The sequence below is a fragment of the bacterium genome (assembly GCA_035505375.1).
Lineage (GTDB): Bacteria > Hydrothermota > Tepidihabitantia > Tepidihabitantales > Tepidihabitantaceae > UBA2258.
This window is the reverse complement of sequence record DATJQV010000007.1, coordinates 1-16447: the sequence shown is the minus strand read 5'-3', so window position 1 is coordinate 16447 and position 16447 is coordinate 1. Positions and strand designations below refer to the sequence as shown.

The following is a 16447-nucleotide window of genomic DNA, read 5'->3' as shown; positions in this document are numbered from 1 at the left end:
AGAGAACGTCCGTGACTGGCTGCACGTCGACGACTGCTGCCGGGGAATCGCGCTCGTGCTCGAACGAGGCCGGCCGGGCGAAGCCTACAACATCGGCGGCAGGTCGGAGCGGCGCAACGTCGATGTGGCGAAGCTGGTGGTAGCACAGATGGGGCTGGGTGAGGACTCCATCGAATACGTGCCTGACCGGCCCGGCCATGACTACCGCTACGCGCTCGACAACGCCAAGATCGAGCGCGAGCTCGGCTGGCGTCCTGAAGCCGGGTTCGAAGATGGCCTGCGTCGGACCGTCGACTGGTACCGCGAACATACCGACTGGTGGCGTCCGCTCAAAGCGCGGCTCTCTCGCGAAAGCAAAGGCTTCTGGACCGGCCCGTGACTGACGAACCCTCCACGTACTGACACCAACCCTCCGACCTCCGTCCTCGCCTGACCGCCCGTCCCGCCTCCACCACTGCATCGCCAGTTACCCTGCCGCCTCGTCCCTGCTCGTCCACCGCTCCCTCCGTCTCGCTCTCCCACTCCCGGATTCTCAACCTGGAATCTGGAATTCCGCTGGCGGGGATGTCAATCAGGAAGAGGGGCTGGGGGGTAGGGATTAGGGATTGGCCGTCAGCCGCGGCTACGAACAGTCCGCTTGGGCTTGCGCTCGGGCTAGCATGAAGCTTGCGGCCTGAGCTTTGGCTGCGACGAAGTCGCTGGGGCGTCATTTGACGGCGGATGCCGGATGCATAGACTGACTTGCGATGAGCACCGTTTTGGCCGGAATCCTGACCGTCGCCGGGCTCGTGATCGCGGTCGTCGGCATCTACATCGGCTACCTCATCGCCCGGCACTTCTTCAGGCGCTCGCCGGACAAAGCGAAGGTCGACGCTATCCACGACAAGGTCGTCGGTCCGGGAGCGAGGCTTGTGCCGTTGGTCGGCTGGCCGGAGTTCTACAGCGGCCAACTCAAGGGCGACCGGCTGAAGTCTCCGTACGTCTCACTGCGTAGAGAAGAAGAAGAGCAGGGTCGTGACGTGCTGAAGGAACTGCGTGACGCGCAGGCTACGGACGCCGACATCGTAGCTCTGTGCGGCGGCGGCGGCTTCGGCAAGAGCCGCCTGCTGGTAGAGTTGTCCAAAGACGACCCCGAACTCAGATTCGCGAATATTGGCGCCTGCACCCAAGACTTGAGAGGGTTGATGACCGCGCTTGCGGCGGTGCTGAAGCGGGGTCAGTGGTTTGTCGTTGATGACCTGCAGAAGTACCCGGGCCTCGGCCGCCTGCTCGGTGACCTGTTGTTTCAAACCAAGGCCCGCTTGCTCGTTGCCTGCCGGGACCCGGACGAAGTCAAGGAGCTGATCGGGGACGAGCGATTCAAGACTGTGGTCACAGGTCTTGGCCGGATGCTGAACGTCGCCGACGTAGTCAGAGCAACCGGCAAGCAAGCTGCCAAGATATGGGATATCTCGCATGGCATTCCGGCTCTGGCTGAACTGGCCGCGCGCTACGGCGACCTGACGCAGATTGCGACCGGATGGGACTTGCTCAACTCCATCACCAACGACATGGCGGCCAAATTCAAGGACAACGGCCGCGGCGTGTTGGCCGAGATTTCCATTCGCGTTAGTGTCCCCGAGGACGAGGAACCGGTCAGGGCCAACCTTGAGGCAGTACTGAAGATTGTCGAGATGGGCTACGCGCTCACGGGGAAGGTGGGTGACCGTGTGTTCTACAAGCTCGACCCGGACATCATCGGTGAGTTCATCACCAAAGAGGTCTACTTTCCATCGGGCGCGCCGTCCCCAGCTCTGCAAGGGGTGTTGGAGCACATGCCAATGTGCGACATGCCGTACGTCCTGGCGATGCTCGTCACGCTGTACCGGGGCTACCGCGTTGAGCGCGCGGCCGAGGCGAGCAGGCTGCTGTTAGACTGCCTCATGGCGCGGCCGGAGATGAAGGGACAGACCGAGAAGCCGCGGATTGGGTTCGCCACTTCACCACAGCCGCAGACCCCGGCGACCGGGGAATGGGCCGCGATGCTGATTGACATGGTCGTGACTGCTTGGGACGCATTCCATCGGGCCGGCGTTACCGAACAACTGCTCCAGTCGGTGCAGCCGCCTGCCCTTGAACTGGGGGAAACGCGGCTGATGACCGTCCTCGGCGAGGCACTGCATGAGGCAGGCATGTACGTCTTGGCCGAGCCGCTGATGAAGCGCGCGCTCGCGATAGACGAAAAGTCGTATGGGCAGGACCATCCGCGTGTCGCCATAGACCTGAACGACCTCGCCCAGACCTACAAGGCCACGAACCGTCTGGCCGAGGCCGAGCCGTTGATGAAGCGGGCGCTGGCGATAGCGGAGAAAGCGTATGGGCCGGACCATCCTGATGTCGCCACAGGCCTGAACAACCTCGCCCAACTCTATGAGGCCACGAACCGTCTGGCCGAGGCCGAGCCCCTGATGAAGCGGGCGCTGGCGATAGATGAGAAGTCGTACGGGCCCATGCATCCTGATGTCGCCCGGGACCTGAACAACCTCGCCCGGCACTTTCAGGACACGAACCGTCTGGCCGAGGCCGAGCCGTTGATGAAGCGGGCGCTGGCGATAGATGAGAAGTCGTACGGGCCGGAGCATCCGAACGTCGCCATCCGCCTGAACAACCTTGCCGCGCTATACCAGGCCACGAACCGTCTGGCCGAGGCCGAGCCGTTGATGAAGCGGGCGCTCGCGATAGACGAGAAGTCGTATGGGCCGGACCATCGGAGTGTCGCCATGTGTCTCGGTAACCTAGCCATGGTCTACCAAGCCTTGAACCGTCTGGCCGAGGCCGAGCCATTGCTAGAGCGTGCGCTGGCTATCTTTGAGAGGGCGCTTGGCACGGACCACCCGGACTTCGCCACAGCCCTGAACGACCTCGCCGCGCTCTACCAGGCCACGAACCGTCTGGCCGAGGCCGAGCCGTTGTTGCGCCGGGCGCTCCAGATCTACGAACAGAGCTATGACGAGGAGCACCCACACGTGGCCACGGCGCTGAGCAACCTCGCTGTGCTCCTAAAGTCCACGAACCGTATGGTCGAGGGCGAGCCATTGGTGAAGCGTGCGCTGGCGATATACGAGAAGTCGTATGGGCCGGACCATCGGAGTGTCGCCATGTGTCTGAGCAATCTCGCCGCGCTCTACCATGCCTTGAACCGTCTGACCGAGGCCGAGCCATTGATGAAGCGCGCATTGGCGATAGACGAGAAGTCGTACGGGCCGGATCATCCCGATGTCGCCAGAGACCTGAACAACCTCGCTCGACTCTACCAGGCCTTGAACCGTCTGGCCGAGGCGGAACCGCTGAGTCGGCGGCAATTGGAGATATTCCTCAAGTTCACCCGCGCGACCGGACACCGCCATCCGCATCTGCAAGACGCGGTCGATAATTACGCCGGCTTGCTCCAAGACATGGGCCGCAGCGAAGACGAAGTCCAACGGCTCCTGACTGAGCTAGCCTCGCGGTACGGGTTGAAACTAGACTAGGGTAGGCGGCGAGCCACGTCAGGCCCGCTGGGCGCGGCTAGCTGCTCACGGCCTGCGGCTTGAGCTTGTGCTTGAGCTGCGACGCAGTCGCCACAGACTGAGTGCCGATGGCGACAGGTCGGCCGGGGAAGTCGGGCAATCGGCACATCAAGCGGGAGATGACCTTCGTATTTCCATGCCGATTTCCGGTTGGCAACTCCTGCAGAAAACGTTGACACCACTTACCCCCCCTCCCGGCTTCCCCGAGGCATTCGGGGGGTAGTCCCCGGATAGCTTCCGGGGATAGTCCCCGGTTAGGTCTGGGTAGTAGTCCGGAGATGCATCCCGGGAGCAGTGCCTCAATGCATTCCCGGGACAGCCGGGAGAATGCCTCCAGAGACAGTCCTCCAGTCCGTTCCAGGAGCAGCCCCCAAGGCCCTACCGGGGACTGCTGGGGGAAGCGTCCCGGGGGTGAGGGGGTCGGTGGAGGCCTGTCTGGTATATCCTGCAGTAAATGCGAGTGCTAGGTCAGTTTGTGGGTTGACCGTGAGTTGTCACATGGGTAAACCAGAGAGACGGAGAAACTCAGACGGGATTCTGTGGCGTCATCTGTGCCGGCATCTGTCTCAGCATCTGTGACGGGTTCTGTCAGGGTTGGAGTTTCTTGGCGCACCGCCGAGGCCACATCGACTCGACATCGGAGAATCAGGCAGCTCCTATCCAAGGGTCACTGGGGGCCCCCTGTCTCCAACCCTGTCTGGGCTCTCGTGGGGACTCTCATCCAGGCCCATGGGAAGGCTCCTCGCCCGCCACGCACGACGAACGGATTACCTGGACCTTCAGTCCGTTCAGATTCCAACGTCTGTCAGTCTATGCACTCCGCATCCGCCGTCAAATCCCGCTGGCTTGACATTGAGGCACAGGGTAGTACTATTCGCCCGATGGAGAATCCCGAACCCCGCCCGGCGTCGACGCTTAAGGATAGGCTGTAATGTCCCCGGAATCTCCATAGGAGTCAATCTTGGCGGATACCTTTGTGAGTGCTATCGGCGATCTAATGCGCCTTCAGCGTTGGAACGTGAAACCTCGCGTGGTGTTCTGGAACGAAGCGGAGAACGTAGCTTACACAGCGCACGTCGCCTATGCGCTTGGGCGGATACGCGGGATGTCCACCACCCAGCTTGAGCACGTCTTGGCGCGCACGCTCCTGAAGTCACTGAACAAGCATTACCTCTCTGATGTTCTCGTCGACACGCGTGATGAACTCCGCAAGCTTGACCCAGAAATCTGGAGGCGACTCGTCGACAAAGCTGCGGATGTAACTGCGGCGCTGTTCCCGCGTGACATGCTCGACTACGCGAAGGGCTACATGACCCTAGACGGAAACTATGGCGAGCAAGACGGAAAGCTCGAACCCAGTCGGAAGAAGGAGATCGAGGAATTGATCACCTTCGCTCAGTACAAGGTTGCCATTAGAGAGTGCGAGACGAACCGGCACGTGGACCCTGGCCGTTACGTGTCCGCCATCAGGCACATAAAGACGAAGATCAGCAGGATAGAGGGCCGTTCTGAGCTCGAGAACTCCTACAAGAAGATCGGCGCCTATGTGCACCAGGTCGAGAACCTAAAGCACCTGAGGCGCTGGAACCTCCTTAACCGCGCAGTTGAAACGAGCGTGCTTGGCCACACGTTCATAGTCGGGCTCTTGGCTTTGACCGTCGCCCGCCAGTGCAAGAGTGTCGTCGAGGCGAATGCTCATGCAAACGTGTCACCCTTCCTTGAAGCCATCCTGCGAGCGCTGTTTCACGACGTACCCGAAGCTGTCACCGGGGATATTGTGACTCCTGTGAAGGAGATCATCAATACCCTGAACCCCAAGATCGTTGAGCGACTTGAGAAGAACATGACTAAGGACTTCGTAGCCACGCTGCCGGGTTTAATGAAGAGGGATGTTGAAGACTACAATCTCCTCAAAGAGCTTGACGACAGGAAACCGTACAGTGTATCCTCACTGGTGAAGGCCTGTGACCGGCTCGCGCTTGTCTTGGAGTGTCTCTTTGAGACGGAGACAGGGCAGGTGAGTACGGAGATGACTTCGGCATACGGGAGTTACATCACGGAGCTTCAGAACTCGGAATGGCCGCCGATTCGAGAGCTTTGTACGAGGATTCTGCTCGAGCATCCCAGAAAACGACTTAGGTGAGCTTTCGACGGCGTGTCTAGTCCACTATAGGTACTTTCGGGGACGATAATCGATTCCTGACGCGCGGGCGGCGTTTCCCCTGTCAACATCTCGGCACTCAAGACTGCAGATTATGGGTTGAGTAAACCCAAAACCTATGTCACGCGGTGGCAGCGTGCTCCCGGCGGCAGTCGGGCCGGTCATGTTCGCGCACGCCCTGAAATCCGGCATGCAGAGCCGGGGCCGGGTGCCGGCTTGACGCCGTGACCGCGGCGGCTAGACTCTAGGCGTGCAGACACGTACTCTCTCCGGAATCGCACTGGTCCTGACCGTGCTCTCGCTGTCCGGGACGGCGCAGGCAGCGATCACGTTTCACCGTGAGTGGCAGTGGTACAAGGCTGACTCCGGCCGCTCCGTGGCTCAACTCACGGGCGGCGGGTATGTCATCAGCGGCGGCGTGCAGGAATCGACCAGCGTCTTCGGCACGGTGCTCGCCCGCACCGACAGCCTCGGCGAGACGACCTCGGTACGGACCATCCTCCATGTCGACATGAACGGCGGTTTCTCCTGCCTGCTGCCGGACGGTGGTTGCGCCGTGCTCGCCGAGTCCGGCACGAAGATTCTCGTGCGCAAGTACAACGCGGCGGGTGATTCGGCCTGGGAGTATCGGTCTACCTGGGGCAGCCTGATTTCGACGCTGATTCCGACATTTGACGGCGGTTGTCTGGTGGCCGGCGAGATTACGGATTCGGATATGGGTGCGGTGAAGCTGGCGGCGGACGGCCACGAGCAGTGGGCTCATTACTTCCATCAGTGGCCGTACCAGTCAAACGCTCATGGCGCTGTCCAGACTCGCGACTCAGGTTACATCCTCTGCGGTGAGGCGGACAGCTATTCCGGGCAGAACGTGCGACTGGTCCGGCTCACGCCGGGAGGAGACACGATCTGGACCAGGATGTATCGCGGCCTGACCGGCCCCATGCTCAACGACGTGCGGGAGATGGCGGACAGCGGGTTCCTTGCGGTCGGGTACGTGTACGGCGACTCGGGCCGCAACGTCTTCTACATGATGCGCACTACCTCCACCGGCGACACGGTCTGGACCCGCCACTTCGCGCCAGCCGGCGCGGCTGCTCAGGCGGCGGCCATGTGCGTAACCAGCGACGGTGGTTTTGCCGTCGTCGGCGTCGCGGACTGGGGTGACTCAGCTCGTGCCTGGCTGGTCAAGACCAACGCGCAGGGCGACACGGCTTGGACCGCGGTCCTGCCCGGCTCGGGACGTGAGGCCGGCAATGATGTCGAGCAGACCGCTGACGGTGGCTACGTGATTGGCGGAAGCTCGAACGCAGCCGGCGGCGGCATGCTGCTGATCAAGACTGACTCGCTGGGCTATGTGGCGTATGGAGTCGCTGAGGACAAACCGATAGCCTCGAGTCGTATCGTCATGTCTGTCGCGCCAAACCCGGCGCACAGTATCGTCCGCATAGTTTGTTCACTGCCCGGCGTTGAGCGTAATGCACCCGGCATCAGGCTGGCCATGTACGATGCTCTCGGCCGGCAGGTGCTCACGCTGCCTCCGTCCCGCCATTCGTCATTCGTCATTCGTACTTCGTCCTTTGCCTCAGGCATCTACCTGCTCCGGCTCGTGTCTGACCGCGTCTCGACGACAAGCAAGGTTGTCATAGAGTAACCCAGGCCGCAAAACCGCAGGTGTGCCCTGCGATAGGCGACAATGCGACACCCCCTCAATCCAGAGCCCGTCCTTATTCGACATCAGAGTTGCACGAAGCCAGGGCAGTTCGCGCCCATGAATACCGAGAGGAGTTGACATGCAGAAGAGAGATTTGAACCCCAGTCGGCCATTGTTCCTGTCAGTCCTTGTTGCCGTAATGGGCTGCTTGTCGCACGTTGCGGCTTCAGTGACGGTCGCGCCGTTCAGTGTCGAGCGCCTGTCCAACGGCAACACGCTGATTGCCGATGGCAGCATCCTGACTCCGTCCGGCAGCAATTCGCGCGCGGTCGAGGTGGACAGCCTGGGCCGGCTGGTCTGGGCGTACGTCAATTCCGACGTGCCGTTTCTGCACTCCGCGCGCCGCTTGTCCAACGGCCACACATTGATGGCATCGACTTTGGACGGCAAGGTCATCGAGGTGGACAGGAACGGCCACAGGAAGTGGACCGATTCGACGGGTCTTGTCTACCCCAACTGGGCATCCCGCCTCGACAACGGCAACACGCTCATCACCGACCGGCTCAACGATCGGGTCATTGAGGTCAAGCCCGACCTTACGATTGTCTGGAGCTACACCAATCTGCATGGCCCGCACCACGCCCGGCGCCTGGCGAACGGCCACACGCTCATCTGCGATTCGGACAGCAACCAGGTCGTTGAAGTTGACTCGGTAGGCAAGACAGTGTGGCAGTACGGAACCGGCCTGTATTGGCCGCGCAGTGCCGTGCGCCTAGCGAACGGCAACACGTTGATAGCCGACTCCAGAGACGACCGGGTCATTGAGGTCGATTCGATGGGAGTAGTCGTCTGGAGCGTGGACAGCACCCAGGGAGCATACGCGGCAGTGCGGCTGGCGAACGGCAACACGCTTTTCTCGGCGGGCGCTCACGCGATTGAGGTGACACGGAAGGACAGCGTCGTCTGGGAGTATCCGGGCACGGTGCCGGTAGTAGTGGAGACGCTGCGGGTCGTGAATCCGTCCTCCGGTTGCACCTTGTACGTACACATCCACCGACCCGCCTATGCCGAGGCAGGCAATCCTGTGCCCGGTGTTGTCTTCGTGCCGGGCAGGACCGGATTCGGCAGTTCGCTGGACTCAACCACCGTGCCGGATGATATCGCGTCTGACGGATTCGCTTTTCTCCATTTCGACCCGGACGGCCGGGGCAGGAGCGGCGCCTATCCGGAGAACTACGACGGGTTCGTCAACCAGGACGGGATGCACGCCTGTGAGTCGGTATTGGCAAGCCGAGACTACGTTGATACGAGCAAGCTGGGAGTCTATACCCGGACCTACGGCATCACAATGGGGTCGGGAATGATTGCGCGCTACGCCGAGCCGCATATCAAGTTCCTACTGGACTTCGAGGGGCCCGCGAACCGGGGTCAGACGTGCCGGGACTCGGGTGGGTTTGTGCCGATGCCGGCTGATTCGGACTCGTTCTGGCAGCAAAGGGAGGCGGGCAGGTTCATGAAGCAGGTATCGAGCGCGTACCTGCGGATCCAGCCCGAGGTCGACAGCAACCCGAAGCTGAAGAAGAACCAGCACGCCATCCAGTTGATAGACAGTGCTACCGCCGTTGCCTATGGTGGCGCGGGAATCAGCGTGTGGACCCGGGTCAACGACTCGACGATGAACCCGGCAAATCGTGTGTATGGAGATATGTCGAACCCACCGGTCTGGATTCCTCAGGTTCAGGAAGTGCAGGACGAAGTGCGCGTTCTGCTCTATCTGCACGAGCTGGCCGACCAGGAACCGACGCTTGGTACTCGCCGACCACAGCGACAAGGTCAGCGCCTTCCGTCTACGTTGCTTAGGGTGGGGACCAGTTTCCCCCGGGGGGAACTCTCGGTCACACTGCCTGCGGCGAACAGCAAGCGAGCCGTGACCGTCCACGACGCCTGCGGCAGGTTGATTCGGCAGGCAGTTGTGCCCGCGGGTCGGCGGAAGGCCACACTGGACTTGAACGACCTTCCATCAGGCGTCTATTATGTTTCAGCAACCGGGGCCGGCACCGAGCCGTTTGTGGTAATATGGTGACGTACTTGCCCGCGTAGCCACGGATTTCGGCCATCCAGAACCCGGAGTACCGCGGCGGCGCAGGGAAGCCTCGGCGCAGGCCTTCCGGTCTCCGGTCCCCATGCTTCGTCATTCGTCATTTCCCCTTGGTATCTATCTGCTACGGCTCAGGTCTAACCTCGGCTCAATAACAGGCAAGCTGGTCATCCGGTAACCCACGCCGGCCGGCAAACCGGGACGAGCGCATTCACCCGCTCCATTACATCGCTCCGGCCGCGGCGCTCAGGGTTGCTCCGAGACCTTGCCACGGCGTGCTGCAGCTTGGCTTGCCGCCGGGAACCAGCGCTCGTCGGCTCCGCGTGTATGACGCCTGCGGAAGACTGGTTCTACGTGCCGTTGTCCCCGCCGGCAAGTCGTTGATTTCTCTGGATTTGCGTAGCCTGCCGCCAGCGGTCTACCATGTGACAGTGACCGGGGCCGGCACCGTACCGGCCGTGGTCATGCGGTGACTTCGACCGAAGGCCTGCGCTCATCCGCGTAAGCCGTCCGTCGCTGCAACCAGCCGCTCTCGGTTTTCAGACCCAACCGAAGTGTTGACCCCGGCTCGTTCTCCTGTATCCTTCTCGCCCTGACTTCCGCACGCGGGTTCCGTGAAATAGTCTCGCGGCAGTGTGCAGCAACTGCGCACTGCCTCCATCCCCTTTTGCCCTCTGCGGCAGTGCCAGCGAAATGCTCCCTTGGTCCGGAGTCCGTCCCTGCCTGGCATGCGAGTTGCACCCGTTCCGGACACCTCGCATCTAATGACCGTACTAGTTGACATAATATGAGGATGAAATCTTGAACCGTAGACCGGCAATGTCGCTGTCAGCCCTTGTTCTCGTGGCGGGCTGCCTGTCGTTGGCGTTCGCCGTGCCCATTACGCCGCTCGGCTTCGAGCGCCTGCCCAACGGCAATACGCTGATTGCCGATTGCGGGGCCGGCGGCTTGCACGCCGCGGCGCGCGCTCTTGAAGTTGACAGCCTGGGCCGTCTGATCTGGTCGTACGTCGGGGCCGACGTGCCCTTCCTCCACACCGCGCGTCGGCTGGGAAACGGCAACACGTTGCTGGCCACGAGCGACGGGCACAAAGTCATCGAGGTAAGCACCGCCGGCGCCACGGTCTGGACCGACTCATCGGATCTTTCCTATCCGAACGAGGCGTATCGCCTCGACAACGGCAACACCCTCATCACCGACCGGTACAACAACCAGGTTGTCGAGGTCACGCCCGACCTCACGGTTGTCTGGAGCTACACGAATCTACTCGGCCCGCACAACGGCAACCGGCTAACAAACGGCAACACGCTCATCTGCGACTCGGATAATGACCGGGTGCTGGAGGTCGACCCCGAGGGCAGTATCGTCTGGCAGTACGCCGCGAACCTGGACTGGCCCCGCTGCGCCCAGCGCCTCGCGAACGGCAACACGCTGATCACCGACAGCTACCACAACCGGGTGATTGAGGTCACTAGTTCGGGGACCATTGTCTGGAGCGCGACCAACCTGCCGACGCCATTTGCTGCGCAGCGGCTTGATAACGGCAACACGTTGGTCTCAGCCGGCACGCAGGTGGTCGAGCTTTCACCCTCGCACAGCGTCGTCTGGCGGTACCCCAATACCGTCCCGGTCGTAGTCGAGACCCTCATGGTCTTGAACCCGACTTCCGGCTGCAGCCTGTACGCGGAGATCCACCGACCGGCCTACGCCGGGTCGGACAATCGCGTGCCCGGGGTTATCCTGGTACCGGGCGGGACCGGGTATGGCAGCTCGTACGACACGACCAGCCTGCCCGACGACCTCGCGTCGGACGGCTTCGCGTTCATGCACTTCGACCCGAGCGGCCGAGGCAAGAGCACATCCTACCCGGAGAACTACGACGGCTACATCAACCAGGACGGCATGCACGTCTGCCTGTCGCTCCTGGCGAGCAAGGACTACGTGGACATGAGCCGGCTGGGCATCTACTCTCGAGGGTACGGCATCACGATGGCGTCGGGCATGATCGCGCGTTACAAGGATCCGCAGGTCAAATTCCTGCTCGACTTTGAAGGGCCGGCGAATCGGTCTCAAACATGCATGGATTCGGGCGGGTTCGTGCCGATCCCGGCTGACTCCGAAGCGTTCTGGGAGCAGCGTGAGGCAGCCCGGTTCATGAAGCAGGTGTCATGCGCATACCTGCGGATGCAGACGGCGGTCGACCATGACACGACGATCAAGAACAACATAGACTGCATCGAGTTGATCGACAGTGCGACTGCCAAGGCTCACGGCGGGGGCGGAATCAGCGTCTGGACCCGGGTTAATGACGCGACGATGAACCCGGCCAATAGAGCCTTCACCACATCCAGCCCGCCGGCCTGGATTCCGGAGGCACAGGAACCGCAGGACGAGGTCCGCGCCCTGCTCTACATGCACGAACTGGCGGAGAAGGACCTGTCGGCCCCTGTAGCTGAAACACGCGCTGTCGTTCCGGTCGCGTCCCTCAGGGCTTACCCGAGGCCTTGCCGGGGTGTGCTGGAGCTCGGCTTGCCGCTGGGCACGAGTGCGCGCGAGCTCCGCGTGCATGACGTCTGCGGCAGACTGGTTCGACAGACAGTTGTGCCCGCAGGCAGGTCGAGTGCCTCGCTGGACTTGCGTGGCCTGCCACCGGCGGTCTACTACGTCTCGGTGAATGGAGCCGGCACCGTGCCCGTGGCGGTTGTGCGGTGATGTCCCCGGCCGGAAGTCTCAGTCAGCTTGACGTTACAGCGCACATTGCTAGTATTTCTCTACCGAGCCGCAAGAAAGTCTGCCAAAGTCCGCAAGCGGCTTGTAGCCCGCCGAGTCCGGTCGCGCTCGAAGTCCGGCCCTGCCGGTCACTAGACTCCACGCCGATTCGCACGCACCACAAGCCAGGAGTAGATCATGACGATGCGTAGGTCATCTGTGTCCTTCGCGACCTTCCTAGTCGGGGTCGCGCTTATCGCCGGCATCGCCGGCGCCAGTCCCGAGCCCTGGGTCCACCCAGACGGGACCATCCACTACTATGACGTGATCAACACCCCCAGCGGCATCAACTGGAATGCCGCCTTCGATTCGGCGGAAGACTATGGCGGCTACCTTGCCACTATCACCTCACAGACTGAGAACAACTTCGTCTTCAGTCTGATTGACTCGACTCGCTACTGGTACCAGAGGCCGGGCACCGGCAAGTTGGCCGGCCCGTGGCTCGGCGGCTCCCAGCTCTTCGGCTCGCAGGAGCCGGACAGCGGCTGGCACTGGGGCACGAGCGAGTCGATGAACTTCCTCAACTGGTCCCCGGGTCAGCCGGACAACAACGGCAGCGAGAATGCCATCCACTTTGGTGAATCGGCCGGAGTGCGCGTGCCGACCTGGGACGACGCTGCCGGCACCGACGACTCCATCCGGGGTCTGGTGCGCGAACTGTCGGCCAGCAAGACCACGCTCGGACTGACACGCTACGACAGCGCCGCGTTAAACGGGTATACGCTTTTCTCGCCCGGGACGAGCACGGAAACCTACCTCATTGACAAGAAGGGGCGGATCGTCCATTCCTGGCCGGGCACGTACACTCCGGCCGCTGCAACGGTCCTGCTCCCGAAAGGAACCCTGTTTCGCGCCGCGAACTTGAACAACCCTGCTTTCAAGAACGGCGGCCGGGTCGAGGAGGTTGACTGGAATGGAAACGTCACCTGGGGGTACACGTACTCGGACAGCACCCATTGTCAGCACCACGACGCCATCGTGCTGCCGAACGGCCACGTGGTCATGATCGCGTTTGAGAAGAAGTCGAAGGCCGAAGCAATTGCTGCCGGCCGCGACACCACCAAGCTGCGCCAGGGCATGCTATGTCCCGAGGAACTCATCGAGGTCGACCCGGCGAACAACGACAACATCGTCTGGCAGTGGCATCTTTGGGATCATGTGATACAGGATAATGACTCCACCAAAGCCAACTACGGGGTCGTCGGCAACCACCCGGAACTGGTTGATCTGAACTTCTTCCTCATGAGCCCGGTCGGAGGCAATGCCGACTGGGTTCACGCCAATGCGCTCGACTACAACGCGCATTTTGACCAGATCATGGTCAGCGCTCACAACTTCGATGAGATCTGGATCATCGACCACAGCACGACCACGGCCCAGGCGGCCACGCACACCGGCGGGCACTACGGACACGGCGGCGACCTGCTTTACCGCTGGGGAGACCCGTGGGCTTATCGCCGCGGCGACAGCACGAATCTGCAGTTCTTCTCGCAGCACAACGCACAGTGGATTCGCGACGGCCTGCGCGGCGCCGGCCACATGATGGCCTTCAGCAACGGTTGGGTGGACGGCGTGCAGGGAAACAGACCGGGCGGCATCAAGTACTCGCAAGTTGTGGAATTCGTGCCGCCCTGCGACAGCCTGGGCAACTATACCGCGCCTGACTCGGGAAAGCCCTACGGCCCGGATTCGGCATACTGGGTGTACACCGCCAACCCGGAAACGAGCTTCTACGCTCGCAACGGCTCCGGCGCCCAGCGTCTGCCCAACGGCAACACGCTCATCTGCGAGCAGCGGAACGGCCGCTTCTTCGAGATTACCCCGGACACCCAGATTGTCTGGACTTACATCAACCCGACCTCCGACACGACAATCTACAACCAGGGCGACACGGTGCCTTACGACGCCACCGGCCAGGACCGACTCAACCGTCTCTTTCGCATCGCGTTCTACACGCCGGACTACCCCGGACTCGTTGGCCACGACCTGACGCCCGGCTATCCGATTGAACGATACACCACCAAGCAGACTGCGGCCGTGTCCGAGGCACCGACGTCCATCCCTGCCGCACGACGGATTTCGGCCCTCCCGAACCCTTTCGCCCGGCGAACGACTATCAGCTTCGGGCCTCGGTACTCGGGCGCGAGCGCCGTGGAAATCTTCGCCGTCGACGGCAGGCTGCTCCGCACCCTGGCCCTCACGCACGGCGGCGCTGCCTGGGATGGGACCGACAACGCCGGCCGGCAGGTAAGCCGGGGCATCTACTATTGCCGACCGCGAGGCTCCGACTCCGGCCAGGCGCTGAAGCTGGTAAAGTTGAACTAGTCCAGACTGCTCGACGTGCGCATCTCGCGCCTCCTACCGGCAGTGTTGGCAGCGGCACTCCTGCCGGCCCTGTCACTGGGCACGATACTGTTCCAGCGCCGCTGGCACCTGTCTAGCGCCGACGCCGGCCGCTCGGTCGCATTGGACGCAGACACCGGCTACGCCGTCGGCGCTGGAACACGGTTCGGCGGTACTGACTGCGGCGCGGCAATGATTCTGGTCGACTCGCTTGGCGACACTGTGGCAGTACGCAGTATCGCCGGGCTCGACACCGGCGCGGGGTTTCTCTGCCGGGTCAATGATGGCGGCCATGTGATTGTCGGTTCACATGACTCGCTCCTGGTCTTCGCGCAGAAGTTCGACGCAACCGGCGACTCGGTCTGGACGTACTCAGCCGCCACCCGCGGACTGGTCTTTGACGCCATCGGCACCGCCGACGGCGGCTGCCTCATCGCGGGGCGGATTCCCGACAGCCTGGCACACTTCGGACTCGTCAAGCTGCATGCCGACGGGAGTCAGGCGTGGATACATTACTATGCGGACTACCGGGTTGACTGGTCAGCGGCTCGCGGCGTTGCGCAGACGAAGGACGGCGGGTTCATCCTCTGCGGCGATGCCCACGACTACAACGGCACCTATGCCCGTTTCCTCCGAACTGATTCTGCGGGTCAGCAGTCATGGAATGAGCTGTACGTCGGTCCCGTCGATCCGAGCCTGCGCGACATCTGCGAGACCTCGGATGGCGGTTTTCTGTCCGTCGGGTGGGAGTATGACACCCTGCAGTCCCATAATGCCGTCTACATCGTGCGCATCGATACGGGTGGCGCAATCCTACGTACTCACAACCTCTCGCCCGGCGGCGTTGGAACGCAGGCTATGGCCATGGACAAGACCGGAGACGGCGGCTACATAGTTGCAGCCACGATTGACTGGGGAGATTCGTCGCGGGTCTGGCTGATAAGGCTGGATGCCAATTCCGACACGACCTGGACGACCGTGCTCCCTGGGACCGGAAAAGAGCGGGCCGCGGACGTCCGGCAGACAGCAGACGGCGGCTATGTGATTGCGGGGACTTCCGACTCCGCCGGCGGCAGCGTGCTGCTGATCAGGACCAACCCGCAGGGCCAATTGCCCATCATTGAGAAGTCGCCGACAGTGCCCGACCGCGTTGCCTTGTCGATAATACCCAACCCGGCAAGAGGAGTTGTTCGCATCGAAACCTCTGTCCCGATGGAGGCGGCAGCCAGCCTGAAGCTCTACGATGCGACGGGCAAGCTGGTGCGGACACTGACCGGAGCCGCCCGCCGCGTTCTGCCCGTCGCGAACATGGCCACAGGAACCTACTTCCTCCGGCTGGAATCGACCGAAGGAATGGCAACGCAGAAACTGCTCGTCGAGTAGCTCGCGCCGGACGATCGGCAAGCCGCGACAACTGCACTCGCCGCTTTGAGCGCGACACCGCAAGCACTCGCGCGTGGGGAGGCTAACTCCATGCTCGCCTCTAATTCATCCAAGAATCAGAACGTGATTCGCCAAATCACCCGGCAAGTCACTCGGCAAGTAACTCGGCGAGTCACTTACCCAGTCACTAGGCAAGTAACTCACCGTCTCACTCGGCAAGTCACTCGCCGACTCAGTAGACGAGTCACTAGGTAAGTCACTCGGCAACTCACTTGGCAAGTAACTGGGTATGTCACTTACCGATTCACTCGGTAAGTCACTAGGCGGGTCACTCGCCCAGTCACTCGGTGACTTGGACTGCCCCCAATAGCGTGGACATGCAGTTAAGTGGATTTTCTCAACTGCTTCTCGTACTCAGCCGGGCTCAGATAGCCCAGAGCTGAGTGTCTTCTTCGACAATTGTAGTACACCTGCAGGTATTCGCCAATTGCGGC

At 62.0% G+C, this 16447-nt stretch carries 9 protein-coding genes; 8 read left to right on the top strand and 1 reads right to left on the bottom strand.

All coding sequences use genetic code 11. The features are described from left to right. From VMH22_01325 to VMH22_01290, 8 genes are all read left to right on the top strand, one after another. The coding region (locus VMH22_01325; protein HTW90336.1) for a GDP-mannose 4,6-dehydratase at nt 1-379 on the top strand (379 nt) is incomplete at its 5' end. Nucleotides 380-746: 367 nt separating this feature from the next. Next, complete coding sequence (locus VMH22_01320) at nt 747-3509, top strand: tetratricopeptide repeat protein (protein HTW90335.1); 2763 nt, start codon at nt 747-749, stop codon at nt 3507-3509. A 1000-nt stretch (nt 3510-4509) separates the two neighbouring features. Beyond that, a complete protein-coding gene (locus tag VMH22_01315; protein ID HTW90334.1) occupies nt 4510-5691 on the top strand; it encodes a YfbR-like 5'-deoxynucleotidase in 1182 nt (393 codons plus the stop codon). Nucleotides 5692-5959: 268 nt separating this feature from the next. Then, entirely contained in the window at nt 5960-7360 is a 1401-nt protein-coding gene (locus VMH22_01310; GenBank protein ID HTW90333.1) for a T9SS type A sorting domain-containing protein, read from the top strand. A gap of 139 nt (nt 7361-7499) precedes the next feature. Next, nucleotides 7500-9443 carry a hypothetical protein gene (locus VMH22_01305; protein ID HTW90332.1) on the top strand — a complete coding sequence of 648 codons (1944 nt, stop codon included), beginning with the start codon at nt 7500-7502 and terminating at the stop codon, nt 9441-9443. A gap of 816 nt (nt 9444-10259) precedes the next feature. Beyond that, nucleotides 10260-12170, top strand: a complete 1911-nt coding sequence (locus VMH22_01300) for a hypothetical protein (GenBank protein ID HTW90331.1) — start codon at nt 10260-10262, stop codon at nt 12168-12170. A gap of 195 nt (nt 12171-12365) precedes the next feature. After that, nucleotides 12366-14552 carry an aryl-sulfate sulfotransferase gene (locus VMH22_01295; protein HTW90330.1) on the top strand — a complete coding sequence of 729 codons (2187 nt, stop codon included), beginning with the start codon at nt 12366-12368 and terminating at the stop codon, nt 14550-14552. A 45-nt stretch (nt 14553-14597) separates the two neighbouring features. Beyond that, complete coding sequence (locus VMH22_01290) at nt 14598-15953, top strand: T9SS type A sorting domain-containing protein (protein ID HTW90329.1); 1356 nt, start codon at nt 14598-14600, stop codon at nt 15951-15953. Between the two features lie 383 nt (nt 15954-16336). Here VMH22_01290 and VMH22_01285 read toward each other — a convergent pair. Further along, nucleotides 16337-16447, bottom strand: a 111-nt coding sequence (locus VMH22_01285) for an IS3 family transposase (protein HTW90328.1), incomplete at its 5' end; no start/stop codon positions are given.

Excerpts from the sequence above, each read along its gene's own strand:
- VMH22_01295 (HTW90330.1), top strand. The coding sequence starts at position 12,366 with ATGACGATGCGTAGGTCATCTGTGTCCTTCGCGACCTTCCTAGTCGGG.
- VMH22_01320 (HTW90335.1), top strand. The coding sequence starts at position 747 with ATGAGCACCGTTTTGGCCGGAATCCTGACCGTCGCCGGGCTCGTGATC.
- VMH22_01305 (HTW90332.1), top strand. The coding sequence starts at position 7,500 with ATGCAGAAGAGAGATTTGAACCCCAGTCGGCCATTGTTCCTGTCAGTC.